This window comes from Flavobacterium sp. 25HG05S-40, assembly GCF_052654735.1.
On sequence record NZ_CP199750.1, the window covers coordinates 1,714,815 to 1,740,369 of the forward strand.

General features: G+C 34.4%; 23 protein-coding genes. 11 read left to right on the plus strand and 12 right to left on the minus strand.

Annotated elements, in window-relative coordinates; translation table 11 throughout:
* Positions 1 to 594: a 3'-5' exonuclease gene (locus ACULEU_RS07400; RefSeq protein WP_445454814.1), complete on the plus strand. Its 594-nt coding sequence runs from the start codon at positions 1 to 3 to the stop codon at positions 592 to 594.
* 94 nt (positions 595 to 688) lie between these two features.
* Here ACULEU_RS07400 and ACULEU_RS07405 read toward each other — a convergent pair whose 3' ends face one another.
* The gene (locus ACULEU_RS07405; protein WP_445452160.1) at positions 689 to 1,189 is read right to left on the minus strand and encodes a CAP domain-containing protein; all 501 of its coding nucleotides are present in this window, start codon (positions 1,187 to 1,189) and stop codon (positions 689 to 691) included.
* 263 nt (positions 1,190 to 1,452) lie between these two features.
* Here ACULEU_RS07405 and ACULEU_RS07410 point away from each other — a divergent pair, with 263 nt between their 5' ends.
* Together ACULEU_RS07410 and ACULEU_RS07415 are read left to right on the plus strand one after the other, a co-directional pair.
* Positions 1,453 to 2,307, plus strand: a complete 855-nt coding sequence (locus tag ACULEU_RS07410) for an aldose 1-epimerase family protein (protein WP_445454815.1) — start codon at positions 1,453 to 1,455, stop codon at positions 2,305 to 2,307.
* A gap of 15 nt (positions 2,308 to 2,322) precedes the next feature.
* Entirely contained in the window at positions 2,323 to 2,883 is a 561-nt protein-coding gene (locus tag ACULEU_RS07415; protein WP_445454816.1) for a GNAT family N-acetyltransferase, read from the plus strand.
* Here ACULEU_RS07415 and ACULEU_RS07420 read toward each other — a convergent pair whose 3' ends face one another.
* From ACULEU_RS07420 to ACULEU_RS07430, 3 genes are all read right to left on the minus strand, one after another.
* Positions 2,884 to 3,111 carry a VF530 family protein gene (locus tag ACULEU_RS07420; protein ID WP_445454817.1) on the minus strand — a complete coding sequence of 76 codons (228 nt, stop codon included), beginning with the start codon at positions 3,109 to 3,111 and terminating at the stop codon, positions 2,884 to 2,886.
* A gap of 76 nt (positions 3,112 to 3,187) precedes the next feature.
* Positions 3,188 to 4,693 (minus strand): S8 family peptidase, encoded by a 1,506-nt coding sequence (locus tag ACULEU_RS07425; protein WP_445454818.1) that lies wholly within the window; start codon positions 4,691 to 4,693, stop codon positions 3,188 to 3,190.
* A gap of 132 nt (positions 4,694 to 4,825) precedes the next feature.
* Entirely contained in the window at positions 4,826 to 5,467 is a 642-nt protein-coding gene (locus ACULEU_RS07430; protein WP_445454819.1) for an outer membrane beta-barrel protein, read from the minus strand.
* A 140-nt stretch (positions 5,468 to 5,607) separates the two neighbouring features.
* Between ACULEU_RS07430 and smpB the strand changes: the two genes are divergently transcribed.
* Entirely contained in the window at positions 5,608 to 6,063 is a 456-nt protein-coding gene (smpB, locus tag ACULEU_RS07435) for an SsrA-binding protein SmpB (protein WP_445454820.1), read from the plus strand.
* A gap of 28 nt (positions 6,064 to 6,091) precedes the next feature.
* Here smpB and ACULEU_RS07440 read toward each other — a convergent pair whose 3' ends face one another.
* Both ACULEU_RS07440 and ACULEU_RS07445 read right to left on the minus strand, forming a co-directional pair.
* Entirely contained in the window at positions 6,092 to 9,838 is a 3,747-nt protein-coding gene (locus tag ACULEU_RS07440) for a transglutaminase domain-containing protein (RefSeq protein WP_445454821.1), read from the minus strand.
* Positions 9,839 to 9,856: 18 nt separating this feature from the next.
* Positions 9,857 to 10,498, minus strand: coding sequence for a protein-L-isoaspartate(D-aspartate) O-methyltransferase (locus ACULEU_RS07445; RefSeq protein WP_445454822.1), 642 nt, complete (start codon positions 10,496 to 10,498; stop codon positions 9,857 to 9,859).
* Between the two features lie 129 nt (positions 10,499 to 10,627).
* Between ACULEU_RS07445 and ACULEU_RS07450 the strand changes: the two genes are divergently transcribed.
* The 7 genes from ACULEU_RS07450 (at position 10,628) to ACULEU_RS07480 (ending at position 17,653) form a co-directional block, all read left to right on the plus strand.
* Entirely contained in the window at positions 10,628 to 11,602 is a 975-nt protein-coding gene (locus ACULEU_RS07450) for a Gfo/Idh/MocA family protein (RefSeq protein WP_445454823.1), read from the plus strand.
* Between the two features lie 9 nt (positions 11,603 to 11,611).
* Positions 11,612 to 12,499, plus strand: a complete 888-nt coding sequence (locus tag ACULEU_RS07455; protein ID WP_445454824.1) for a 3-hydroxyacyl-CoA dehydrogenase family protein — start codon at positions 11,612 to 11,614, stop codon at positions 12,497 to 12,499.
* Between the two features lie 70 nt (positions 12,500 to 12,569).
* A complete protein-coding gene (locus ACULEU_RS07460) occupies positions 12,570 to 13,787 on the plus strand; it encodes a DUF1015 domain-containing protein (RefSeq protein ID WP_445454825.1) in 1,218 nt (405 codons plus the stop codon).
* Positions 13,788 to 13,802: 15 nt separating this feature from the next.
* Complete coding sequence (locus ACULEU_RS07465) at positions 13,803 to 14,453, plus strand: YggS family pyridoxal phosphate-dependent enzyme (protein WP_445451975.1); 651 nt, start codon at positions 13,803 to 13,805, stop codon at positions 14,451 to 14,453.
* Between the two features lie 77 nt (positions 14,454 to 14,530).
* Entirely contained in the window at positions 14,531 to 15,892 is a 1,362-nt protein-coding gene (locus tag ACULEU_RS07470; protein ID WP_445451976.1) for an exonuclease domain-containing protein, read from the plus strand.
* A 72-nt stretch (positions 15,893 to 15,964) separates the two neighbouring features.
* Complete coding sequence (gene miaA / locus ACULEU_RS07475) at positions 15,965 to 16,897, plus strand: tRNA (adenosine(37)-N6)-dimethylallyltransferase MiaA (protein WP_445451977.1); 933 nt, start codon at positions 15,965 to 15,967, stop codon at positions 16,895 to 16,897.
* A gap of 15 nt (positions 16,898 to 16,912) precedes the next feature.
* Positions 16,913 to 17,653, plus strand: coding sequence for an acyl-[acyl-carrier-protein] thioesterase (locus ACULEU_RS07480; protein WP_445451978.1), 741 nt, complete (start codon positions 16,913 to 16,915; stop codon positions 17,651 to 17,653).
* A gap of 106 nt (positions 17,654 to 17,759) precedes the next feature.
* On the opposite strand, the gene ACULEU_RS07485 is transcribed toward ACULEU_RS07480, so the two are convergent.
* The 6 genes from ACULEU_RS07485 to fabV form a co-directional block, all read right to left on the minus strand.
* Entirely contained in the window at positions 17,760 to 18,461 is a 702-nt protein-coding gene (locus ACULEU_RS07485; RefSeq protein WP_445451979.1) for a response regulator transcription factor, read from the minus strand.
* A 19-nt stretch (positions 18,462 to 18,480) separates the two neighbouring features.
* Positions 18,481 to 20,061, minus strand: a complete 1,581-nt coding sequence (locus ACULEU_RS07490) for a sensor histidine kinase (RefSeq protein ID WP_445451980.1) — start codon at positions 20,059 to 20,061, stop codon at positions 18,481 to 18,483.
* A 70-nt stretch (positions 20,062 to 20,131) separates the two neighbouring features.
* A complete protein-coding gene (gene coaE, locus ACULEU_RS07495) occupies positions 20,132 to 20,716 on the minus strand; it encodes a dephospho-CoA kinase (RefSeq protein ID WP_445451981.1) in 585 nt (194 codons plus the stop codon).
* Positions 20,713 to 21,717 (minus strand): glycosyltransferase, encoded by a 1,005-nt coding sequence (locus ACULEU_RS07500; protein WP_445451982.1) that lies wholly within the window; start codon positions 21,715 to 21,717, stop codon positions 20,713 to 20,715. Before ACULEU_RS07500 ends, coaE begins: the two co-directional genes overlap by 4 nt.
* 86 nt (positions 21,718 to 21,803) lie before the next feature.
* Positions 21,804 to 24,212: a GEVED domain-containing protein gene (locus ACULEU_RS07505; protein WP_445451983.1), complete on the minus strand. Its 2,409-nt coding sequence runs from the start codon at positions 24,210 to 24,212 to the stop codon at positions 21,804 to 21,806.
* 107 nt (positions 24,213 to 24,319) lie between these two features.
* Positions 24,320 to 25,513, minus strand: a complete 1,194-nt coding sequence (fabV, locus tag ACULEU_RS07510; protein ID WP_445451984.1) for an enoyl-ACP reductase FabV — start codon at positions 25,511 to 25,513, stop codon at positions 24,320 to 24,322.
* Positions 25,514 to 25,555: the final 42 nt, after the last annotated feature.

The following is a 25,555-nucleotide window of genomic DNA, read 5'->3' on the forward strand; positions in this document are numbered from 1 at the left end:
ATGTTAGATTGGATTAAAAATATAAATAAAGAACATCCGGAGTTTTGGAAATTGTACTTGGCTAAATTTGAAACAAAGTCCAACAGGTATGTTATTCTTAATACTGAAACTACAGGTTTAAACCCCAAAAAAGACGTTATATTATCATTTGGTGCCATTGGTGTTGTTAACGATGTTATTCGGATTGGCGACACTTTTGAAGTAGTAATTTTGCAGTATAAATACCTTCACGATAATGGTTTATCTAATGAGTTTTTAATTGAAAGTAAACTTTCAAAACTAGCAGAACCACTGGCCATCCAAGCCTTAGTTGATTATATTGGAAATGCTGTTTTGGTGGGGCACCGAATCCATTTTGATATCGAAATGATTAATGATGCTCTTGAAAAAATAGATTGTGGCAAATTAAAAAATGAAGCTTTAGACGTTGAAATCATGCATCAAAAATTAGTAGATGTTGCAAAATCATTTTCATTAGATGATTTGATAAAAACCTATAAAATTCCACAAGCTGATCGAAATACAGCCTCAGATGATGCTTATTCTATAGCCTTATTGTTTCTGAAATTAAAAACAAGATTAGGTTTTAAATAAAAAAAAATCCCGCTAATAGCGGGATTTTTCGATCTGTCAAAATCAAACAAAACAATAATCAAACTATTATTTTTTTTTGACCTACATTTATGAATTAAGGTTTTTTCTTCATAAACATATTGGTGTAATATTTTTTTCCTGTATTGACATCCACTGTAACCGAAATACCCAAGTGCGTATAATCGCCTTCAATATTATCTTTGTGTCCCGGACTGTTCAACCAGGCTCTTAAAACGCTTTCTGCAGATTGGTAGTTGTAAGCTACATTCTCGCCTACGCGCTCTGCTCCTAGAACTTGTACTAAATTGTTTGATCGTTGTTGGAAATAATCGTGGTTGACTACATTGTTATCAATCATGTAAATATTGTGCTCTTCTGATTTGAAAGAGATGTGGTTGATGACTTCAAGAGAATTCAATCCAACACTAGCACGATAATCATTGATAAGGGAAACTAATTTCAACTCCACTTCGTTGTAATTGTAGGTAGTTACAACTTTTGCGGCTGAAGAACCTTCTGAAGAGTCAGAAGAACAGGATACCATAGTGAACACGATTGCTAACGGCAACAATGCTCTAAACATTTTTGCTTTCATAGTAGTAGGTTAAGTTTTTGAATAAAGTAGATGTGGGGCAAACACTTTATTGAATTATTATTGACAGAACGTATGCTTGATTTGGTTAGACAATTTTACATCTTTTATCGTTTAAAAGCCAAATAAAATCGATGAAATACTTAATTATATATTTTATATAAGAATATTTCCTACTTATTTGCAGTTCGTCGATGGTTTACTAAATTCTATTTTTGTGAAAATACTTATTCTGATAAAACATACTTTTGTAAAAAAAAATTAAATTGAAAACGACCTTATCAAATTCAAAATTATCAGCAGTTATTGAACGTCAAGGCGCTGAATTAATTTCACTTAAAGCTAATGACACCAATAGAGAATATATTTGGGAAGGAAATCCAGATTTTTGGGGCAAGCACGCTCCTATTCTGTTTCCAATAGTGGGAACCTTAAAAAACAATTCCATTACACATTTAGGAAATGAATACAAGTTATTAAGACATGGTTTTGCTAGAGAAATGACTTTTGATTTATTAAAGGTCAATGAGAATGAAGCCGTTTTTTCATTAAAGTCGAATGAAAGTACCAAAGCGATGTACCCATTTGATTTTGAACTGCAAATAACGTACACGCTATTAGATTCCGAATTAAACATAAGTTATAAAGTAGTAAACCAAGGTTCTGAAATAATGTATTATTCCATTGGCGGTCATCCTGCCTTGGCTCTACCTAATCTATTTGAAACGTATAGCTTACAGTTTGAATCCGATGAAAGTCTTGTAAGTTATCAACTGGAAAACGATTTGTTATCGGATCAAATCGTACTGCTTCCTCTAGAAAAAAGCCAACTACCTCTTTCCTACGCTCTTTTTGAAAAAGATGCGTTGATTTTTAAAGAATTGTCATCCAATGAAATTCATCTCCTTGAAAATGAAGCTCCAATTATTAAGTTTAAGTTTACAGATTTTCCAAATTTTGGCATTTGGACGAAACAAAATGCTCCTTTCATTTGTCTGGAACCATGGCTAGGCTATTCGGATGTACTGAACGCGAACGGAGAAATTTCAGAAAAAGAAGGTATTCAACGATTGGCCGCAAATAGCTTTCAAGAATATCAGTATACTATTGAAATTTTATAATTTTATAAAAAAAACATGCTTACAATCAACTTCCATCCTTTTCAAAACCTTGAAACCGAAAGATTACTATTGCGACGCATTGATACTAATGATGTAGATGAAATTTTGGCGCTTCGCGGCAATCCAGAAACCATGAAATACATCCCAAGACCTCTAGCCAAATCAAAAGAGGAAGCTTTAGAGCACATTGCTATGATTGAGGATAAGATTGTTGCGAATAGCGGTATCAATTGGGGTATTACTATAAAAGGCAATCCTAAAATCATTGGAATCATTGGGCATTATAAAATTTCCACGGAAAATCATCGTGCTGAAATTGGGTATATGTCTCTTCCTGAAACAAATGGCAAAGGGTATATGACTGAAGCTTTAAAAGCAGTGCTGACTTACGGATTTGAACAATTGGCCTTACACTCTGTAGAAGCTATTATTGATCCGGAAAATATAGCCTCTGAAAAGGTTTTACAGAAAAATGGCTTTGTAAAAGAAGCTCACATATTGGAAAATGAACTATGGGAAGGAAAATTTTTGAACACCGTTATTTATTCTTTATTAAGACGCAATTTTAAAAAGTAGCTACTTATTTAGTTTGGGCAATGTTTTGATATACAAATCCTCCACTTGCTTTCTGGCCCAATCGGTTTTTCTTAAAAATGTCAGACTGGATTTGACACTTGGGTCATTAGAAAAACATTTAATCCTGATAAGTTCAGCCAGGGTATCAAAACCATAAAAGTCAACCAGTGTTTCCACTATTTTTTGAAGAGTAATTCCGTGAAGTGGATCTTTAGAAGTGTTTTGCATAATGTAAATTTACACAAATTATAATCATAAAAAAAACCATCCGATTAGGATGGTTTTTTATTTTTGAAAAGCTTAATTATTGCACTGCTAAAAAAGCATTTACATTTCCGTAACCGTAAGTTGCATTTCTATTAGGATAAAAACTTGCAGATTGTCTCATTTTGGTCAAAACCTGAGCTCTGGTCCATGTTGGATTTTTAGACCAAACCAATGCTGCTATTCCTGCTGTTGTAGCTGTTGCTACTGAGGAACCACCCACATAATCCGCCTGATTTTCATAATAACTGTCTACCGGAACCGTATTTCCTGAAGCTGCTCTTTGCATGGCCACTGTAAACTCAACTTTATTTCCAGTATGACAATCGTCACAAGCCTGATAGGTTGACCCTTCTCTTACTCCGGTAACCGCTACAGTTTCTGGCATCCAAGCCGGGAAAATTACGCCAACAAACGTTGTAAAACTGGTAGAAGTTCCGGCAGCACAAAAGATTAGTTTCCCTTTTCCATACGCAAACCGAATGGCATCTTCTATTTTACCTACCGAGAAAATATGTCCCATTGACATCGAAATAATTTTTACGTTGGCATTATTTCCAAGAGCAGTAAAGGCTTTTTTAACAGCTTCTTGCTCTTGATACCCATCAATAACCACATTTGAAGCTGCACGATAAGTTACTAAATTGGCATTATAAGCTACTCCAACTGGTAATCCTCTATCGTTTCTTGGTGCTGCTGCTACCGAAGCCATACTGGTTCCATGACCGCATAAATCGTTAACTCCATCAGTAGTTGTGCTCCAAGGCCAAATAGAATCTACATAAACTCCGTTTTTCTGAATAGTTCTTCCTGATGAAAGTCCGTTATTGAAATTAGAACCTAACAGTGATTGATTTGGCGAAACTCCAGTATCAATAATTCCGATGGTAATTCCCTTCCCTGATGTTATCGTCCAGGCATTTGGAATATTGTGCTGCGTGAAAGTCCATGGCACTTTAGCGTTTGGTGTTGTTGTTGTATAATCGGCTGCTGCTAATGTAGAGGATTCATAACCACAACCAGAAGAACTACTGGAACGATTTTCTGCACTTTGAGCAGTAAGATAACGGTAATCTGCAGGTTCAATATATCGAATGTATTTTGATTGTCGTAAGGCAATTACCGTTTCTTGTTTACTAATAATGACATCCATTACATTCAGATCAGCATCAGCAGCAATTAGAATCTTATCTAAAGTAGTTGCTTCATATTTCGTAATTATGGCCAATAATTCGTTTTGAATTTTTGTACTATTACTCGTTTTTGATCTTTCAAAATTACCTTTTGAGTTTCCAAAACCAATTGTCATTATATTATTACCATTGACAGTAGCACTCCAAAGCAAATGAGAAGAAGCCTCACTCCAATTGAATGAACCTTTGGTGTTTAGTGATTCATCGATTTTAGCATTAATTTCCGCAGGAGTTAAAGGTGTTTTTTGAGATTCATCAATAACAATGGTTTTCTCAGTTTGATTTTCATCTTTAGAACAAGAGGTAAAAGTCAATAACACTAAAAATGAAATTTTAAGGATTTTTTTTAACATACTTATTATTTGTTTGGTTAGACCTTAGCAATTTAACACTTTTTTTATTAAAAAAGAAAAACCGTCATTCAATTAAGAATGACGGTTATCCAATAATCCAAAATTTCGGATTATTAATTATTAACTCATAAATTAAAACACGAATTTAAATCCGAATGACAAAGGTGTTGTCAGGTTTGGCATACTTCCACCTAATGCATCCACATAAATTGGATCAGCTGTCGCTACGTGAGCTACCGAAAAATTGGTAACTGTCGTTTTATCTCCACCATCTGGTGCAATGGTTGTTGAAGTAAAGTTGGCCAAATCATAAGAAAACTCAACAGAGAAGTTTTTAGTAACAAAAAAGTCAAAACCGCCAGACATGGCAAGTCCAAATTGCGTCACTTTTGTATCCGCTTCTTTTTCTTTACCTGTGATAAATGGAGATGCTAATTGTCCGAAGAAATAAAAGTTTCCAGCAATATTCCAATATTTTCTAACCAATGGCTCTATAACCATCAAATTAGTGTTGGCATTCGTCACTGAACCTGTCTCCGACTTGATGTTCATAATTCCCACTCCAGCTCCAATAGCTACTGATGGCGTTACAAATGTTCCAACAATTGGAATAACGGATAAATTGGTTGCTTTGTCGTCGCCTGTTTTCGTTTGTTGGTAACCAAATTGAGAGGTTACAAACCAAGCTCCATTAAGGCCTTCTTTTTTTTCTTCTTGCGCTTGAGCAGTTAAACTTACTAATACAATTCCTGCTGCTAATAATAATTTTTTCATTTTGATTTTTGGTTTAAAATTATAGGTCAAAATTAGCCTGAAGTTTTTCCCGAAAAACTGATATAAATCATTGTATGCGTACTTTTTTTATTGATAATTTCATCCCTAATTGCAGCAATATTTTATACATTTGCCTTCCCATGCTGAAAACAATAAACATACTAAACAAGCGAGCCAAATTTGATTATGAAATAATTGAAACATATACCGCTGGACTCGTTTTAACCGGAACTGAAATCAAATCGATACGATTAGGCAAAGCCAATATAACAGAAGGTTTTTGTGAGTTTAACAACGGTGAATTGTTTGCAATAAATACTCAGATTGATGAGTACCTATACGGAAATCAATTTAATCATAAGGCAAAAAGCGAGCGCAAATTGCTTTTAAACCGAAGAGAGTTGAAAAAGTTGGAAAGAAACGCAGAAACGAAAGGTCTGACTATCATTCCGTTAAAACTTTTTACTAATGAAAAAGGCTTAGCCAAATTGGACATCGGGCTTTGTAGAGGAAAGAAAACCTACGACAAACGGGAATCTTTAAAAGAACAAGACACGAAAAGAGATTTGGATAGAATTAAAAAAGACTATAAATAAAAAATCCACCATAAGGTGGATTTTTTATTTACTTGAAACCAACAATTTGTTCTTCGGCAGCGATGACATCATCAACATACTTCTTATAGTCAGCATAATCTGTTGTAGTGATTTTTTCCCAATCAAGATCGACGTTTCGAATCACTTTTAAAGCGTTAGGATTTACCAATTCATAGATGATTTGGTATTTATGACCTTTATAAGTAAATGTCTTTGTTTCTGGAACTTCTGTAAACTTTTTGTCTTGCGGAATATTTAATACTACTGTTGATTTATAATTAGTACTTGTTTCATAATTGAAGTAATCTATATCATACTTTCTGTTCTCTAAAGCAACGATATCTCTTGTGTACACTTTATCTAAAAATGGAATATCCATAATTTTTAGACTTCCAACTGTTTGAGCTCTTTCGGCTATGGAGAATTGTGTTTCAAAAGTTAAATCTTTATCGTAAGTCTTATTTTCTATTATTTTTGCCGACTGAAGTGAGACAACTTTTTTCAACTTTTCGTTATAATCCTCCTCGATTCTTTTTTTGCGTAGGTCTTCTGTAGTCTGATTGGAAAACAATTCGTTGTAATACGACTTATTGGCTCCTTCAACGGTAACGGTATTCACAAAGCTTTTGGCTTTATCATCAATAGTTATAGTAGATTTTGTATTGATGGAAGTTTGAAGTGCATTATCAAAAGGAATTGAAATGATTTGAGACTTTTCATTTTCATTTTTATCAAACGATATTACCAAGGCATTTGCTTTGTATAAATTGTTTGGAAGTGCCATGAATGGTAAAAAGTTATCTGTAAGTTCTAGAAAATAATCCTTCTGATCAAGAATAACTTTTACAATGCAATGATTGAATTCATTTGATGGCAACAACATCGTTTTAAAACCATTATCATTGGTAGAAACTAAAACCAAGTTTGCCTTCAAGCCCGCCAATTCTGCTAAAGTTACGAATAACGTTGAAACATCCTTACAATCTCCGAGTTTTGTCGTGATGGTTTTTGAAGGTTTTTGAGGAACATAGCCACTTTGTCTAAAATCAAGAGAGCTATATTTTATATTATCTTCTATGTAGGCATATATTTTCTTTGCAATCTCTTTTTCAGATATTCCGTTAACACCATTAGGAAAGATTTCAGCAAATGTTGCTTTCGTAATTTTATCTCGTTTCATGTTTTTCTTTACCAAATCAGAATACCAATTAGAGATTACTTTCCATGACTTGATGGTACTAATTCTGATGGTATTGGTTAAGTCACTATATTTTGGAGCATAAGCTTCCCCTAAAGCCATCGCAGGAACATTGGTTCGCTTCCACATCATGCATGTTTTATTATTGATTTTTTTGGAGGTTGAGGGAACGGTTCCATTACTAAACTCATAAATATAATCCAAATCTGAAGGATAAATAAAACCAAAATTAACTTCAACAGCAGGATAATAACTATCAAAAAAACAGGTCAAATCAAAATCTTTATAGAATCGACCGTATGAGTTTTCGTAGCGTTCGTACTGAATAAAAATAACATCTCCAACGCTCAGATTGGTGAAAACTAAGGTACTGTCTCCTTTTTCTGCTGGGACAATGCTTCCGTCTTTTTTAACAATTTCAGATTTCAAGACGGTATTGGTATAGCTATCTAGGTTATATTCTTTAAGTTCTTCTAGACCTTTCTCTGAAGTGATTTCATATAAATAGGTTACTTTTGATTTTCTTCCGCCTTCCGGAAAAACATTAACAATATACTCGTCTAATAAAACAGTAACACCAAAATCACCTTTAAGCGTTGTATTTCTTTTGGTCTTAATTAGCTTGTAAATATCTTTAGCTGCAATTTCTTCTATTTCATCAGGTGTTTTGGTGATATCATACAATCGTTTTCTCAAATCGCTATTACCTGAATCATGTGATAAGGACATACGATAATACTTTTCCGCATCTTTGATGTTATTTAAATTATTATAAATATTTCCTTTGATTTGTAGCAATGAATACGAATAGGGAAAATTCTCCAAGGCTTTATTTACTTCTACCAATGCTTCTTCATAGCGTTTATCGTTGATTAATATATCGATATACTGTTTTCGGAGCGGATTTGAAAAAGGATAATTATCGCTTAACCTTTTAACGATTTTCTCTACATCAGCTTTTCTGTTGGCGTCTTTATAGTAATTAACTAACTGGTTTATAGCGTTAAAATTATCTTTCTTCGCCATCATTTCTTCTAAGAGTTCAATTGCCTTTGTCTTGTCATTTTTTAATTTTTCATATATAGGCAAAAACATGGTCAGATAAAGTTCGTTGTTATTCGATTTCGCGAATAATTCTTCTACTTTTTGGAGCATTAAATTAACATCAGATTTTCTGGAAGCTAAAATAAAATCGAACATAATGTTGACTACATTCGATTGTATTCTATTAGTCTTATCACTGTATTTTTCGAGTTCTAAAATATTAGCCGATTTTAACCAATCCTGATCCTGAAACTTATTCAAAACAATATAATAATAGTTTTCGTCATTGACTTCCATATTCTTGGAAATCTCTTCAATCTTTTGAGCTTCATTTTTACTAGAATAATTGATCATCTGCATTACTTGAATTAAAGACGATTTTGGATAATTCTTTGTCAATTCCTCTAAAATATCACTAGCTAATTCCTCTTTACTGTTGTTAGTGTAAGCTTCAAAAAGCAGTATTTTATAAAGGATATTATCCGGATTTTTAGCGATTAAATCTTTAAAAAAAGATTCAAATTTTGGTTCCATTTCGCTTATGTTCAGCTCTTCCAAAGTACTTTTGTTGTAGGGCTTATATGAATTATAATAGTTGAAATCTGTAATTTTAGAGTTCAATTCATCGGTAAGAGAAACAAAGAAATTATCATTATCTGCTTTAGAGGAAAGCTTCACTAAAAGCCTATTCATTCCTTTAGGAAGTTTAAGTTTGAGTCTGTAAGCATTTAAGTCGGTGCGTTTAGAATCGGTATTGTAGTATACTTCAACATCATTAACAAATAGTTTAATCGATGAGCTTGTACCAAAGTTCAACACTATATCTTTTTCAGATGGCGATTCAATAAAAACTTGAGAGTAGATAATTCCGGCACCATACTCCGATTCATTATTATACAAATGGTATCCTTCGTTTTGCTTGTCTTTTGGAGTATACCATCCTATTTTTCCATTACTATTAGCATCAAAAAGTTTATCGTTGTTGGCATATGTTTCTGGTTCGTATTCCGTATCCAAACCGCTTTCATTAAGGTTTTCAAAAACGCCACAATATTGCCAATCCTCAATAGCGTTTAACTTTTTGATATTAGCAATAAAACCTTCGTTATTTTTTCGCTTTCTATCACAGACAGCCTTGAAGTAATTGACAACCATATCCTCTGCAAATAATGGTGAGGAAGATAAAATATCTATTTTTTTATATGTGTTATCATCATAACCATTTGAAGCCGTATTATCGATAACATAAGGCTTGTACCAAATAGGATACAGATATTCCTCTTGTTTACAAATCGCTACAAACTTCTTCACAAAAGTGTCATCAAAAGAAAGCACACCTAATTCATAATCAATCATGGCATCCAATATTAGATAGTCAACATTAGAATCAATCTTTGATTTAAGTTCTTTATTAAATAAATTTCTGGCTTCAGTACGCTTGTTAGCCAATAAAAGATCCCAAACTTTTTTCTCAGTAGTTTGAGAGAAGGTAATGCCCGAAATCAATACAAAAAGTATATAAAGTTTTTTCATAAAGTTATTTTCTGAAATTTAGTTTTTATTCTCCAATAATGGTACAAATTTAAAATCACCAAACTCGTGTTTTTCAAACTGAGTCTCATTTTTTCGGATGAGCATGGTCATTATCTGTTCTTTTTCGCCTACCGGAATAATGAGCTTCCCTCCTATTTTTAACTGAGCCATCAATGGTTTTGGAATTATTGGTGCACCCGCAGTCACAATGATGCTGTCAAATGGAGCAAAATTGGGCAATCCTTTATAACCATCTCCAAATGATAGATGCTTCGGACGAATTCCCAATTTTGGCAATAAAGCGGAAGTAGTTTTGAAAAGCTCATTTTGGCGTTCCACCGAATAAACCTTAGCTCCCATGGTCACCAGAACAGCAGTTTGATATCCCGAACCGGTTCCAATTTCCAATATCTTATCCTCTTTTTTAACGTCCAATAATTGACTTTGAAAAGCAACAGTATAGGGCTGAGAAATAGTTTGTCCGGCGCCAATAGGAAACGCTTTGTCTTGATAAGCAAAATCTTCAAAACTCGAGTTTAAAAATAAATGTCGCGGTATTTTCCGAATGGCCTCTAAAACTTTTTGGTCAGTGATTCCTTTTTCTTCTAATAGTTTGGCTAATTGATTTCGAAGTCCTTGATGTTTGGCTGTATCTTTCAATTGGGTAGATTTATTCGGTAAAAATAGAAGTAAAAATCCCAAAATACAAATAACAAATTCCAAAAAAAACTTTGAATAAGCAACCTAAAACTCGGAACAATTATATTATTTTTGATAAAATTTACATTTATGCTTAAAGTTGGCGTTTTAGGTGCTGGTCACCTCGGAAAAATACACTTAAGGTTATTACAACAATCTGAAAAATACGAACTTGTTGGCTTCTATGATGAAAATCAGGAAAATGGTGCTAAAATTGAAGCCGAATTTGGATACAAACAATTTGATACTATTGCTAAACTAATTCATGCTGTTGATATTATTGATATAGTTACACCAACGCTTTCTCATTACAAGTGCGCTAAAGTGGCCATTAAATCCGGAAAACACGTATTTATTGAAAAACCCATTTCGACTACGGTTGAAGAGGCCGAAGAAATTATTGCGTTATCAAAAGAATACCATGTTAAAGGTCAGGTAGGTCATGTTGAACGTTTTAATCCGGCTTTCACCGCTGTAAAAGATCAAATCGATAAGCCTATGTTTATTGAAACGCACCGTTTGGCCGAATTCAATCCTCGTGGTACGGATGTTCCTGTGGTTTTGGATTTAATGATCCATGATATCGATGCTATTTTGAGTGTAGTAAAATCGAAAGTAAAATTGGTACATGCCAGCGGCGTTTCGGTTTTAAGTCAGAGTCCTGATATTGCCAATGCTCGAATTGAATTTGAAAATGGCTGTGTGGCTAACATCACTTCGAGCCGAATCTCGATGAAGAATATGCGAAAGTCACGTTTCTTTCAAAAGGATGCCTACATTTCCGTAGATTATTTAGACAAAACCTGCGAAGTAGTAAAAATGAAAGATGCTCCTGAAAATCCCGGTGATTTTGATATGATTTTACAAAATGCTGAAGGCGACAAAAAGCAGATTTATTTTGCTAATCCAGAAGTAAGTCCGAACAATGCTATTTTGGATGAATTGGAAACCTTTGCCGATGCCATAAACAACAACACAACGCCAATAGTAACTTTAGAAGACGGAACAGAAGCATTGCGCGTGGCGTACATGATTATTGATTCGATGAAAAGTAAAACAAACTAAACTAATATAATGAAAACAATTGCTGTAATTGGTGCAGGAACGATGGGTAACGGAATTGCCCATACTTTCGCCCAAAGCGGTTTTACCGTAAAACTTATTGACATCTCTGAAAAATCACTTGAAAAAGGAATGGCAACTATTGCTGCTAACCTTGACCGAATGGTGACCAAAGGAACTATTACTGAAGAGGACAAACACAAAACAATATCCAATATAATTACATACACAGATATCAAAGACGGTGTTGTTGGAACCGATTTGATTGTAGAAGCTGCTACCGAAAATGTAGGTCTCAAACTTCAAATTTTCAAGCAATTAAGTGATGTTTGTGATCACAATGTAATTCTAGCCACAAATACGTCATCCATCTCCATTACTCAAATCGCTGCGCAAGTTGTGCATCCTGAGCGCGTAATCGGAATGCACTTTATGAATCCAGTGCCTATAATGAAATTGGTGGAAATCATTCGAGGCTATTCTACATCTGATGAAGTAACCAAAATGATTATGGATTTATCTGTAAAACTTGGAAAAATACCAACCGAAGTTAATGATTACCCTGGTTTTGTAGCCAACCGAATTCTGATGCCAATGATTAACGAAGCCATAGAAACCTTATATAATGGAGTGGCTGGAGTTTATGAAATAGATACGGTAATGAAATTGGGTATGGCGCATCCAATGGGACCTTTGCAATTGGCAGATTTTATTGGTTTAGATGTTTGTCTTTCCATTCTAAACGTAATGTACGACGGATTCAAAAACCCAAAATACGCTCCTTGCCCACTTTTAGTGAATATGGTTATGGCCAAAAAACTCGGTGTAAAATCAGGTGAAGGTTTTTATGATTATTCCGAAAGTAAAAAAGCAGAGAAAGTTTCTAAACAATTTAATTAGTCTGAAAGTTGAAATTCGAAAGTCATAAAGTAGCTTTCTTTCGACATTTGACTTTAGACTTTAGACTTATATGAGTAAAATTATCCCTTTCAAAGCAGTTCGTCCAACTCCAGATAAAGTAGCTTTGGTTACTTGCCGAAATTACGATGATTATTCTCCGGCAGAATTAGCTTCGTGGCTGAATTTTAATCCGTATTCTTTTCTGCATGTGATTCATCCTGCTTATGTTTATTCTCAAAAAATAACACTAGACAAACGTTTTAAAGGTGTTACCCACAAATATCAGGATTTCAAGAATGATGGTATCTTTTTAGAAGAAGAAAAGCCTGCCTTTTTTTTATATGAAATAAAAACTAAAACACAGACATTCATAGGATTTGTGGCCGGTACTTCAATTAATGATTACAAAAACAATGTCATCAAAAAGCACGAGGATACTTTACAATATCGGGTAGAATATTTTAAAGATTATTTGCATCAGACGGGTTTTAATACAGAGCCGGTTTTAATTACGTATCCTGATAATGAAACCTTGAACGTTTGGATTGCTGAAAAGAAAGAAAGCCAACCTATTTATAACTATTCCACGACCAATAAAGAGAAACACCAACTTTGGAAAATTGAAACGGAGAAAGAAATCAAGTGGCTTCAAAATCAATTTGAACAGATTCCGGAGTTATATATCGCTGATGGACACCATCGCTCGGCTTCAGCAGAATTGTTATATGACGAAGACAAGCATTTGGGCAACCAGAATCTGAACTATTTTATGAGTTTCCTAATAGCTGAAAGCAATGTCAAAATCTATGAATACAACCGAATTATTCGCGATTTGAATGGATTTACCAAAGAAGATTTTCTTGAAAAATTGGCTGAATGCTTTATCATTAAAGACAAGGAATTAGAACTGTGGAAACCTCAAAGTAAGTTTGAATTCGGAATGTATTTAGATGGTCATTTTTATGCGTTGTTTTACAAACAGGAGAATAAACAGTCTTCCATTTTAGAAAATTTAGACGCCCAAATTTTATACGACAAAGTATTACAACCACTGCTTGGAATAGAAGATTTACGAAACGACGAGCGCATCGAATATATTCCCGGAAAACAATCGGTGGCAACCATAAAGGAGTTAGTAGATGAAGGCGAATTTGAAGTGGGTTTTATGCTGTTTCCTTCCGATATTTCAGAGATTAAGGCATTGGCAGATAACAACCTGATTATGCCACCAAAAAGCACGTATATAGAACCCAAATTCAGAAGTGGATTGCTGGTTTATGAATTGTAATCCGAAAAAATTGAAATGTCAATAAAAGAAAATCTACTTCAAATACAATCCTCTTTACCCGAAAATGTAACGCTTGTTGCCGTTTCCAAAACCAAACCTGTATCCGATTTAATGGAAGCTTATGACGCCGGACAACGCATTTTTGGCGAAAATAAAATCCAGGAAATGACCGATAAATGGGAACAAATGCCCAAAGACATTCAGTGGCATATGATTGGACACGTTCAAACGAATAAAGTCAAGTATATGGCTGAATACGTGCATTTGATTCACGGTGTCGATAGTCTTAAATTACTGGAAGAAATCAACAAGCAAGCTGCTAAACACCATAGAGTCATTGATTGTTTACTGCAAATTTATATTGCCGAGGAAGAATCTAAATTCGGTTTGGATGAAAAAGAATTACAGGAGCTGCTGAACTCGGAGGAATTCAAATCCTTGCAAAATATTAACGTTATTGGGCTAATGGGAATGGCGACATTTACTGACAATAAAACCCAAATCAAGAAAGAATTCGAATACTTAAAATCCGTATTTGATACCTTCAAAATTCAAAATTCAAAATTTAAAATACTCTCCATGGGAATGTCTGGCGACTATAAGCTCGCAATCGAATGTGGCAGTACGATGGTTCGGATTGGAAGTAGTATCTTTGGCGGGAGATAATTTGAAATTGTGTCAATTTGAAAATTTGAAAATGAGTTTAATTATCTGCAAACAATAACTACCAACCGAGAACTGATTTGTACGCAATACTAGACATAGAAACAACTGGAGGTCAATTTAATGAAGAAGGCATTACGGAAATTGCTATCTATAAATTTGACGGTCATGAAATTGTAGATCAGTTTATCAGCTTAGTAAATCCCGAAAAGCCAATTCAGCCTTTTGTTGTAAAACTAACCGGAATCAACAATGCCATGTTGCGCTCCGCTCCTAAATTTTACGAGATTGCCAAACGTATAATTGAGATTACGCAAGATTGTATTGTCGTGGCACACAACGCCTCTTTTGATTACAGAATATTAAGAACCGAATTTAGTCGATTGGGTTATGACTTTATCAAGCCAACCTTATGTACGGTCGAATTGTCTCAAAAATTAATTCCGGGACAAGTTTCTTATAGTTTGGGTAAACTCGTTCGCGCACTCGGAATTCCGGTAACCGACAGACATCGGGCAAGTGGCGATGCCTTGGCGACAGTAAAACTGTTTAAAATGCTTTTGGAAAAAGATGTCAAAAAAGAAATCTTAATCAGTCTCATCAAAGCCGAAATCAAAAAAGGATTATCGCCAAAACTATTGGATATCGTTGAAAGCTTGCCTTCTAAAACCGGAATTTACTACATTCATAATGAAAAGGGCGATTTAATCTACATTGGTAAAAGCCGAAATATCAAAAAACGCATCAATCAACATTTTACGGGAAGTTCGAGTAAATGTAAAAAGATTCAACGCGAAGTTTTTGCCGTGACTTATGAGGAAACAGGCAGTGAATTGATTGCTTTATTGAAAGAAAGCGAAGAAATCAAAATCAACAAGCCTATTTATAACCGAGCACAGCGTAAAACCATTTTCCAATGGGCATTGTATCAAGAAAAGGATGCCAATGGCTATATCAATCTAAAACTTCAGAAAGCCGACGGACGCAAAAAGGAAATCACCTCCTTTACCTCTATTCAAGAAGGTAAAAATGCCCTGTTTAAAATCACCGAAAAATACAATCTTTGTCAAAAACTGAACGAGTTATACGAAACCCAAAACGGTTGTTTTCAATACAAAATAAAAGAATGTAACGGTGCTTGCTTAGGTAAAGAATCTGCTGAAATATATAACCAACGTGTAGAAGAATTTATTCAGGAAATGAAGTTTGAAAACGATAATATGGTGGTTATTGATCGAGGACGAAGCATAGACGAACGCAGTGCTGTATTGATTGAAAACGGCATTTATAAAGGCTACTGTTTTTATGATTTGAACTATCAAGTGAACAACATCGAAATCCTGAAAAACATCATCATTCCGATGCAAAACAACCGCGATACACGAACTATTATTCAGGGGTATTTGAGAAAAAATAAAGTAATCAAGATCATAAAATTTTAATTTTTTGAAGCTGTATCCCGCTATCCGCGCTACACGGTAGCTTGCTCTTATCGGGGCTAAAAAAAGGTCATATTGAACTATTTAATCACAATTATTGGTCCAACAGCTATAGGAAAAACTTCCTTGAGTATTGCTTTGGCGCAACATTTTGGTTGTGATATTCTATCGTGCGACAGTCGACAGTTTTTTAAGGAAATGCGCATCGGAACTGCGGTTCCCAATGCATCCGAATTAGCTTCTGCTAAACACCACTTCATCCAAAACAAATCGATTTTTGAACATTATACGGTAGGCGATTTCGAAAAGGAAGCTATTATGCAATTGGACAAATTATTTTTGAAAAACAACATTCAAATTATGGTGGGCGGTTCTGGATTGTATGTTGATGCTGTTTTGAAAGGCTTTGACCATTTTCCTGATATTGACAATGCTATTAGAAAAAAATTAAATGCTGACTTTGAAGAACTTGGAATTACTTACTTACAGCAACAGTTACAGAAATTAGACTCGGAATATTACCTCAATATTGCACTCAAAAATCCACAGACATTGCAAAATCAACAGCGAATGAAACGCTTTGTCGAGGTTTGTCTTGCCACAGGAAAACCGTATTCGTCCTTTTTGAATCAGAAAAAAAACCAACGAAACTTCACTCCTATTATCATTGGTTTAGAAGCTGAACGAGCCATTATGTACGAAAGAATCAACCAAAGAGTTGATAGTATGATTGAGGAAGGTTTGGTCAAAGAAGCTGAAAGTTTATTTGAGCATCAGCAATTGAATGCATTGCAAACTGTGGGTTATCGTGAGTTGTTTGATTATTTTGAAGGAAAGATTTCGTTAGATTTTGCCATTGAAGAGATTAAAAAAAACACTCGAAGATTCTCAAAACGCCAGTTAACGTGGTTCAAAAGAACAGAGCATTCTATTTGGTTTGATTATGTAACAGAAAGAAAGACTATTATTGACTACATCAATTCCAAAATCACAAATCTTAAATCCTAAATCATAGTTCTCCCAATGCCTATTTCAACTGACTTCACCTCTATTCTACTTAAAGACTGGGAAATCAATTTTCTACAATGCTATCCCAATGGTTATTTAAAATACACCGATTTGTGTAATGTTTTGCAATTGACAGCTGGAGTGCATGCAGAAATGGGTGGTATTAGTTTTTCGGATATGCAGTGGCATCATCAGGCTTGGGTTTTGAGCAGAATGCGTGTTGAAATTAAGCGTTTACCGAAATGGCGCGATGTGGTTACGGTAAAAACCTGGATCAATTCGCTCGAAAATTCGAGATCAGTTCGCTGTTTGGAACTTTATGTTGGCAATGAAAAGATAGTAGGTTGTGAAACCTTTTGGGCTGTTTTCAATACCAACACGCGTCGTCCTGAAAGTTTAGCTTTGCCACACGAACATTTCGAAAAATTCCCCAATGATCGAGCTACGGTAAGCTCGTTTTCCAAAATTGATACGAGTTCCGATTTGGATTTGGTTTTTCAAAAGCAGATTCTGCTTTCCGACTTGGATGTTGTTAACCACGCCAATAGTGTCAAATACTTAGAATGGTGCTTGGATTATGTCGAAACACAACTAGTGCTTTCGCAAAGATTGGAAAGTTTTGAGATGAATTATTTAAAAGAAGTTTCTTTGAATGAAACCGTTTCCATAAACAAGAGTAGTGCTGACAGTCCAATGCTATTTACGATAACTACTGCTACAAAGACTTGTTTCGCTTTACAACTGAATTGGAGTTAAACGCCATTGCCCTAGCCCGGATTGCAGTGAAAATCCTCGTAGAGATTGTAACGTAAAGCCGGATTAGCTTCAAAAAAAAAGCTCCAGTTTCCTGAAGCTTTACTTATTATTTTTTGATTACCAATCGGAAACCTTCACCGTGAATGTTTAGAATTTCTACGTTAGGATCATCTTTTAGATACTTACGTAATTTGGCAATATACACATCCATACTTCTGGAAGTGAAATAGTTATCCTCTCTCCAAATTTTGGTTAAAGCTAATTCTCTTGGCATCAAATCGTTTTCATAAGTCGCCATCATTTTCAGTAATTCGGATTCTTTTGGAGACAATTTGATCGGCTCATTGTCATCTAATTTTAGATAACGAAGTTTAGAATTCAGCAGGAATCTACCAATTTGAAACTCAAATTTAGCAGGTTCGTTTTTGTTTTCTGCGGCTTTTCTTTGGATGATGGCTTTTACTTTCATCAATAGCACATCGGAATCAAAAGGTTTGTTCAAATAATCATCAGCGCCCACTTTGTAACCTTTTAAGACATCTTCCTTCATGGATTTGGCCGTCAGGAAAATCAAGGGTACGTCTTTGTTTTTCTCTCTGATTTCTTTTGCCAACGTGTAGCCATCTTTGTAAGGCATCATCACGTCTAGGATACATAAATCGAAGTTGTCCTTTTTGAACTTTTCGAAACCTTCCATACCATTTTTGGCCAAGGTGACTTCGAAGTCGTTTAGAGTCAGGAATTCTCTCAAAACTATTCCGAAGTTTTGATCGTCTTCAACGAGTAATATTTTTTTGTTGTTTTCCATAGTAATTGTTGTTTTTTTTTTAATTTATGAGTGGGACTTTAATAATAAATGTGCTGCCTTTTCCTTTTTCACTTTCTACAAATATTTGGCTATTGTGGTCATCTATGATTCGTTTTACGTAGGCTAAACCCAAACCATGACCTTTAACATTGTGTAAATCTCCAGTATGTTCCCGATAAAACTTTTCAAAAATTCTTTTTTGAGCCGTTTTGGACATTCCAGAACCTTGATCTTTAATTTTTATGATGATAAAATCTTTAACATTTTCTGTCTCGACATCAATGATTGGCTCTTCCGGTGAATACTTGATAGCATTATCTAAAATATTTACGATTACATTGGTGAAATGAACATCATTCAGCAAGACAGAACTTCGTGTTGCATTAAAATGCTTTGTAATCGTTCCGTTTCTATCCTCTACAATCAAATTCACATGTTCAATGGCGTCTTCAATGATGTCGTGAATGTTGTTAGATTCTTTTGTAATATCTAATTCTTTCTTTTCTAGCTTTGAAATGCGCAATACATTTTCGACCTGAGCATGCATTCGTTTGTTTTCATCTTTTATCATTTGCAAATATCGAAGCACTTTTTCTTTATCTTCAATGACTTTTGGATTTCTGATGGCGTCTAACGCAAGATTAATGGTTGCAATAGGCGTTTTGAATTCGTGCGTCATATTGTTGATGAAATCCGTTTTTATTTCAGAAATCTGACGTTGTTTTATTAATTGATTCAGCGCACTAGAATAAGCTATAATAATGATAAGCGTGAATATGATGGACAATATGCAAATCCCAATTAATTCAGAGAATAAGAACTTTTTCTTTTGCGGAAAAGTCAGTAACAATTGATACTTATTATTTCCATCGTTATCAATAAATATGGGAATGGAATAAGTAGATTGTTTGTCATACTTGAATCGTTCCGACTTTATTTTTGTTGCCAAACCATTACTGTAAATATTAAACTCGAAAGGAGTTTTAACACCATAATTTTTGAGTTCGTCAGAAAGAAGCTTTTGCATTTTTTCATTGGAAACTCGCTCTTGTATTGGCTTTACAGCGGCAATATCTTTATACACTATTTCAAATTGTGCGTTATCTAATAAATCTAAACGCCCAGATTTTTCAATTTTAAGATCCGGTGTAACCGATTGTCTTATGTTCGAGTTGTCAATGTTATCGTTATAAATCTCTGTTTTTCTTTTGGCTGAGAAATTTTTTAGTTTTACGCTGTCTAATTTTTTATCAAAGAACGAACCCGAAATTCCGTAATCTTCAGAAATGATACTATTAGAATATATTATCGTTTCATTGGTTCTGGAATCACGTTGATAGTAACCAAATTCTAAGAAATCACTTTTTTGAGGAGCTTTTCCAATACTATCTTTTAGATGGTTGTACATCTCATAATAAGTGTATTGCTCTTGCTTTTGTAATTTGTCAGCGACACTTCCGAGAACTTGTTTTACATGATACTTAAATTGCTCTTCGTTATTTTCGAAAGATTTATCAAACCAATATACCTGAACAAGAATTATGCCTATCAAGGATAAACTCATTAAGATGACTAGTAAGCGGAAAAACAATTTATTCATTATACAAATTTAACATTTTAACATTTATACAATAAATACATTAACCAAACATTAACATCTCGAATATAAATTATTGATTTGTTAATAAATTAAGGATTTGATTGATTTTTTTGTGGGTTTCTTTAAGAGAAATATTGTGAATTACGTAAGTACTTTTTGCAATCCTCTGTTCGTCAGTCCATTGACTCTGTATTCGTTTTAATACTGATTCTCTGTCTGTTTTATCGCGTTCCATTACCCTTTGAATTCGGGTTTCTAATGGTGCCGTAACTGTGATTATGGCATCGCAGCCTTTATAGCTCCCGGATTCGAATAAAATGGCAGCCTCTTTAACTACCCAAGGATACTTTTTGTGTGTATCAAGCCAAGTATCAAAGTGTTGTTTTACTTTAGGATGTATGATGCTGTTTAACTTTTCTAGTCTATCGGAATTATTAAAAACTAATTTTGCTAATGCTGTTCTATTAATTTTACCATGCTCTAAAATTTGACTTCCAAAAGCTTCTGAAACCGAATCAATTATTTCCTTTGTATCCATGAGCTTTCTGGCTTCGTCATCTGCAATATAAACAGGAATTCCCAAGGATTCTATATACTTGGCAACAATAGTCTTTCCGCTTCCGATTCCGCCTGTTAGTCCAATTACTTTAGTCATGATTTTGTCTTAAAGAAAAGTTCGGGAAATGCTTGTTCAGGTCTTTGTTTTAAAACAATGATTTTTAGGTATGATTCCAAAAAACCTATTCCATAACCAAAGAACTGTTTTGTAACTGCTATTATGGACAGGAAACCAATCTTGATGCTTTTATTCTCTAATGATGAGAAGATAAAAACGGTACAGAAATAAAGCGCATAGCATAAAATTGGAAACCAAAGAGAAAATAATAAAAAGAGGATAGAAATTATAAAACCGACAACAAAAACTGATGGAAAGAAGAAAGTCAGTTTACTATATTCAGGATACCAACTGTTTAATATTGGTCGAGCTTTACCAAATTTATTTACTTGAATCGAAAATTTATCCCAATCGATTCTACGTTTGTGATACACGAAAGCTTTTGCAAATAATCGGGTCTTATACCCCATTTTCCAGAGCCTAATTGATAAATCCGGATCTTCGCCTGGATGAATGTTTCCGAATCCATGCGATTCTTCAAATGCTATTTTAGAAATTCCCATATTAAAACTTCTTGGTTGAAATTTAGTCAGCTTTTCAGAACCGCCACGAATTCCACCCGTTGTTAAAAAAGAAGTCATTGCAAAGTTTATGGCTTTCTGAATATCGGAAAAAGTATCTAATGCTGCATCAGAGCCACCAAAGCAGTCTACATAATTTGCTGTTAGTTCATTCTCAACATCGGAAAGATAGTGTCTTGGAATAATGCAATCTGAATCAAAAATGATAAAGTAATCACCTTTTGCCACTTTCATTCCATAATTTCTTGAATCTCCTGGACCAGAGTTTTGTTTGAAATGATAGGATATGTTTAGTTTATTGCTAAATTCAGTCACTTCATTTTCACAAACTTTTGTGGAGCCATCTTCTATAATTACAATTTCATATTCTTTTTTATAATCCGAAACCGTAAGGCTTTCTAGAAGCTCTCGAATTTCATCTGGCCTATTGTAAACAGGAATAATGATTGAAAAATACATAACATAAATTTCAACAAAGATAAGTTTTATAAAAAAGAAAACCACCTATAAAATAGGTGGTTTTACTTTTTGAGTTACAGTAAAAATTACTGTTTGATAACTCTTATTGTTTTTACAACATTTTCAGATGTTACTTTTACCATGTAAGCACCGTTTGAAAGGTTTGTCATGTCAATCTGAGCATCTGTAGCATTAAATACATTTGAACTTACTTTTTGACCTAACAAATTGAATACTTCAACATTAGAAATTTCTTTGTTATAAGATAAGTTTAAAACAGAAGTAACTGGATTTGGATAGAATGCAAAGTTAGCATTATCAATAGTACCATTTCCTAAAGAAGCATCGTATGCTGATATTTTGAATGTACCATCAACACCAGTCCCTAGACTAAATCTCCAAACTGAAATCAACAATGTATCTCCTGGTGTTTGACCAGTTAAATTAAGTGTAGAAAAGAAATTATTTCCTCCTACGGTATCGTCGTTACAATCAACTTCAGTTAATGAAGCACATGTTCCAGAAAATACACTAATAACGCTGTCAGTATATCCAGAACCTGCATTAGCTTGAGTTTCAATTGTAATTGATCCTGAAGCAGGAACTACAACACTATACCAAACATTGTTTGCAAAGTTAGTTTGACAAGACGGTGTTGATGCATCAGTATTTGTAGCTGCTAGATTTGTAGTTGTAATAGCGTTGTCAGCAAAAACTCCTCCAGGAGTTAATGCAGTAGCACCAGCACACTCATCATTTGCAGGAGGTAATGGAGCGGTAACTGTTAAAACACCGTTCCCAAATGTAGCTCCATCCCAAAAATTTCCATTATTAGGTGCACTTGCATTTATTCCTCCATAAACGAATACTCCACCATTTAATTGAAAACGAGTAGCATAGTAGTATGTACCTGGAGCCAAAGCAGTACCAATACTTAATTGATATTCGTCATTATTACTAACGTTTCCTGAATTCCATGTTGCAGGTGTCCAAGTTGTCCAAGTATTTGGATTAGTATTTGTTGTACTAACTCCAATCCAAGCTTGAATACCAGGAGCTTGTCCAACAATATTTGGTGCAACATCAGTTAAACCACCTTCATAAACTTGACCATAAACAGTTACACTACCACCTTGAGCAAAAGTAGCGGTTGCTGGAAACTGTAAATTAGCATAATCAGGTAAATCAGAAGGAGCAGCAGCAACAGCAATTGTATAATCTTCAACTTGACCATAACCTGTACCAAGACATGGGTCTGCGTAGTTAGTTGTACCGAATATTTTCTTAACACGTAAACGAGTATTTCCAACTAAAGCTGTTGGAGGAACTTGTAGTGATTGAGTAGCCTGAATAGCATCAATCCCTGTTGAACCGGTTATTGTTTGTGCTATTGTATAAGCCTCATCAGTATCAGCGAAATCTCCGTCTTGATTCCAGTCAGCATATACCATAAAACGATTTGTAAAAGTTGCTCCGTCAGTATTTCCTTTTAAAGTGATTGTATAAGCACTACCAGCTGTTACATTTCCTGTTGGCGTTGTGAATAATTCATGATCAGGAGTTCCGTTCAAAACTTCTGATGTTACATTATTAATTCCAGCAAAATTTACTAAAGTAATTGGTTCAACATTTAAAGTAAAATCAACAGGCCCGCAATAAGGAGCAAAAAGATTAGCAGAAGTAGTAAAACTAAAAATAGCACAGCTAGCAGCAGAACCGGCTGCGTTCTTAGGGACTGCTCGCCAATAGTATGTAGTTGAAGGTAATAATCCTGTAACTGATCTAGTTACGGCGGTTTGATTTCCTAATAAAGTTGTTGGAGTTGCATTAGTATCTAAAAATACATCATAAGAATCAACTGGACCACCTGTTGTAGGGGCATCCCAAGTTAAAACAACAGGTGCAGAATAAACAACGCCAGTAGCTGCATTAGCAGGCGCAGTTAAGGTAGCACAATCTGGAGCAACTGCAGGAGGTACATCAATAGCAACTTGATCTAAATATAAATCTGCACCGTCATTTCCAACGTATTGAAATTTGATTTTAGCATTTGTTTGTCCCGCATAAGTTGACAATGGTATATCGATGTCATAGACTGTAAAACTTGTAAAAACACCTAATGCAGTTTCATTCCAAAGTTCTGTCCATGTGGTTCCACCATCTGTTGAAATTGAAGCACTAGCATCATAATTATTATTTGGTGTAACTGCCCAAAAATAACTTAATGACACTTTAAATTTCAAACTTGGAGACCCTGAAGGTACAGTAAAAACAGGTGATATTAACGATTCATCTTGTGCCTCTGCTATCCAATTTACTTGTGCTCCTTGTCCTACCAAGCCAATAGTTTGTGCATTCCAAGTATTCGTTGGATTTGTTGATTCAATAGTCCAACCAGTTGGTGGAAAAGCTCCCTCAAAGTTTTGAGATAACTGCCCATATGTAGCAGAAATCGTTCCTAGAAAAAATAGGAATAATAAAGTAATTTTTTTCATAAAGATTAATGTTTAAAAAGTTAATTGCTATAAAAGTAAGTATAAATAAAAAAACTCACAAATAAATTGTGAGTTTTAACCTGTTTCAGTTTTAAAATTGAGGTTGTTTAGTTTTCAATACTGTTAATCATAGTTAATTCATTGGAATCAGCTTTATAATTTACATGGTCAAAGCCAAAACCAAATAAATTTAAAAAGTCTTGTTTATATCCTTCTAAATCTCCAATCTCGGTTAAATTTTCAGTTGTGGCCTTACTCCATAATTCTTTAACTTTATCTTGGATATCAGTTCTCATTTCCCAATCATCAATTCTGATTCTTCCTTTTTCATCGGTTGGCACTTCATTTCCAGTATACAATCGTTGTTCAAAAAGTCTTTGAATTTGTTCTATACAACCTTCGTGAACGCCATCCTTTTTCATAATTTTATATAATAGAGAAATATATAATGGAATAACTGGAATTGCAGAACTGGCTTGAGTTACAAGAGCCTTGTTAACAGAAACATACGCTTTGCCATTTAAAGATTTTAAACTATCAGTTATCTTAAATGCCGTTGCTTCTAGATCATCTTTAGCACGACCAATTGTTCCTTTTCTGTATACTGCTTCAGTTACTTCTGGTCCTATATAGGAATAAGCAATTGTTGTAGCGCCATTTGCCAATACATTTGCTTCTTTCAAAGCATCCAACCACATAGCCCAATCTTCGCCACCCATTACCACCACAGTGTTGTCAATATCTTCCTGATTAGCTGGTTCGATACTAACTTGCGAAACAATTCCGGTATGAAAATCAACTGTTTTATTAGAAAATGTTTGTCCAATTGGCTTTAAGACAGAACGGTGTAAAACTCCAGTAATTGGATGCATTCTTACTGGCGAAGCTAAACTGTAAATAACCATATCCACTTGTCCTAAATCAGCTTTAATTAAATCAATAGCTTGTTGTTTAACTTCATTTGAAAAGGCATCACCGTTAATACTTTTTGCATATAAACCCGCTTTTTGTGCCTCTGTTTCAAAAGCTGCTGAATTATACCAACCTGGTGTAGCGGTTTTCCCTTCTGAAGGTGGTTTTTCAAAGAAAACACCAATAGTTCCGGCATCTGAACCAAATGCACTTGTAATTCTAGACGCTAAACCAAAACCAGTGGAAGCACCGATAACCAATACTTTTTTGGCACCATCAATATGACCTTTAGATTTTACATAGTCAATTTGATTTTTAACATTTTGAGCGCAGCCTTCAGGATGTGCAGTTAAGCATATAAATCCCCGCATTCTTGGTTCAATAATCATATCATTAGTGTTTTTATTAGTTTTTATTTGTTACAAAAATAG

Excerpts from the sequence above, each read along its gene's own strand:
- ACULEU_RS07420 (WP_445454817.1), bottom strand. The coding sequence starts at position 3,111 with ATGCAAAACACTTCTAAAGATCCACTTCACGGAATTACTCTTCAAAAA.
- ACULEU_RS07500 (WP_445451982.1), bottom strand. The coding sequence starts at position 21,717 with ATGTATTTTTCAATCATTATTCCTGTTTACAATAGGCCAGATGAAATT.
- ACULEU_RS07450 (WP_445454823.1), top strand. The coding sequence starts at position 10,628 with ATGCTTAAAGTTGGCGTTTTAGGTGCTGGTCACCTCGGAAAAATACAC.
- ACULEU_RS07505 (WP_445451983.1), bottom strand. The coding sequence starts at position 24,212 with ATGAAAAAAATTACTTTATTATTCCTATTTTTTCTAGGAACGATTTCT.
- ACULEU_RS07480 (WP_445451978.1), top strand. The coding sequence starts at position 16,913 with ATGCCTATTTCAACTGACTTCACCTCTATTCTACTTAAAGACTGGGAA.
- ACULEU_RS07415 (WP_445454816.1), top strand. The coding sequence starts at position 2,323 with ATGCTTACAATCAACTTCCATCCTTTTCAAAACCTTGAAACCGAAAGA.
- smpB (WP_445454820.1), top strand. The coding sequence starts at position 5,608 with ATGCTGAAAACAATAAACATACTAAACAAGCGAGCCAAATTTGATTAT.
- ACULEU_RS07485 (WP_445451979.1), bottom strand. The coding sequence starts at position 18,461 with ATGGAAAACAACAAAAAAATATTACTCGTTGAAGACGATCAAAACTTC.
- ACULEU_RS07425 (WP_445454818.1), bottom strand. The coding sequence starts at position 4,693 with ATGTTAAAAAAAATCCTTAAAATTTCATTTTTAGTGTTATTGACTTTT.
- ACULEU_RS07460 (WP_445454825.1), top strand. The coding sequence starts at position 12,570 with ATGAGTAAAATTATCCCTTTCAAAGCAGTTCGTCCAACTCCAGATAAA.
- ACULEU_RS07465 (WP_445451975.1), top strand. The coding sequence starts at position 13,803 with ATGTCAATAAAAGAAAATCTACTTCAAATACAATCCTCTTTACCCGAA.
- fabV (WP_445451984.1), bottom strand. The coding sequence starts at position 25,513 with ATGATTATTGAACCAAGAATGCGGGGATTTATATGCTTAACTGCACAT.
- ACULEU_RS07455 (WP_445454824.1), top strand. The coding sequence starts at position 11,612 with ATGAAAACAATTGCTGTAATTGGTGCAGGAACGATGGGTAACGGAATT.
- ACULEU_RS07430 (WP_445454819.1), bottom strand. The coding sequence starts at position 5,467 with ATGAAAAAATTATTATTAGCAGCAGGAATTGTATTAGTAAGTTTAACT.
- ACULEU_RS07400 (WP_445454814.1), top strand. The coding sequence starts at position 1 with ATGTTAGATTGGATTAAAAATATAAATAAAGAACATCCGGAGTTTTGG.
- ACULEU_RS07490 (WP_445451980.1), bottom strand. The coding sequence starts at position 20,061 with ATGAATAAATTGTTTTTCCGCTTACTAGTCATCTTAATGAGTTTATCC.
- ACULEU_RS07440 (WP_445454821.1), bottom strand. The coding sequence starts at position 9,838 with ATGAAAAAACTTTATATACTTTTTGTATTGATTTCGGGCATTACCTTC.
- coaE (WP_445451981.1), bottom strand. The coding sequence starts at position 20,716 with ATGACTAAAGTAATTGGACTAACAGGCGGAATCGGAAGCGGAAAGACT.
- ACULEU_RS07405 (WP_445452160.1), bottom strand. The coding sequence starts at position 1,189 with ATGAAAGCAAAAATGTTTAGAGCATTGTTGCCGTTAGCAATCGTGTTC.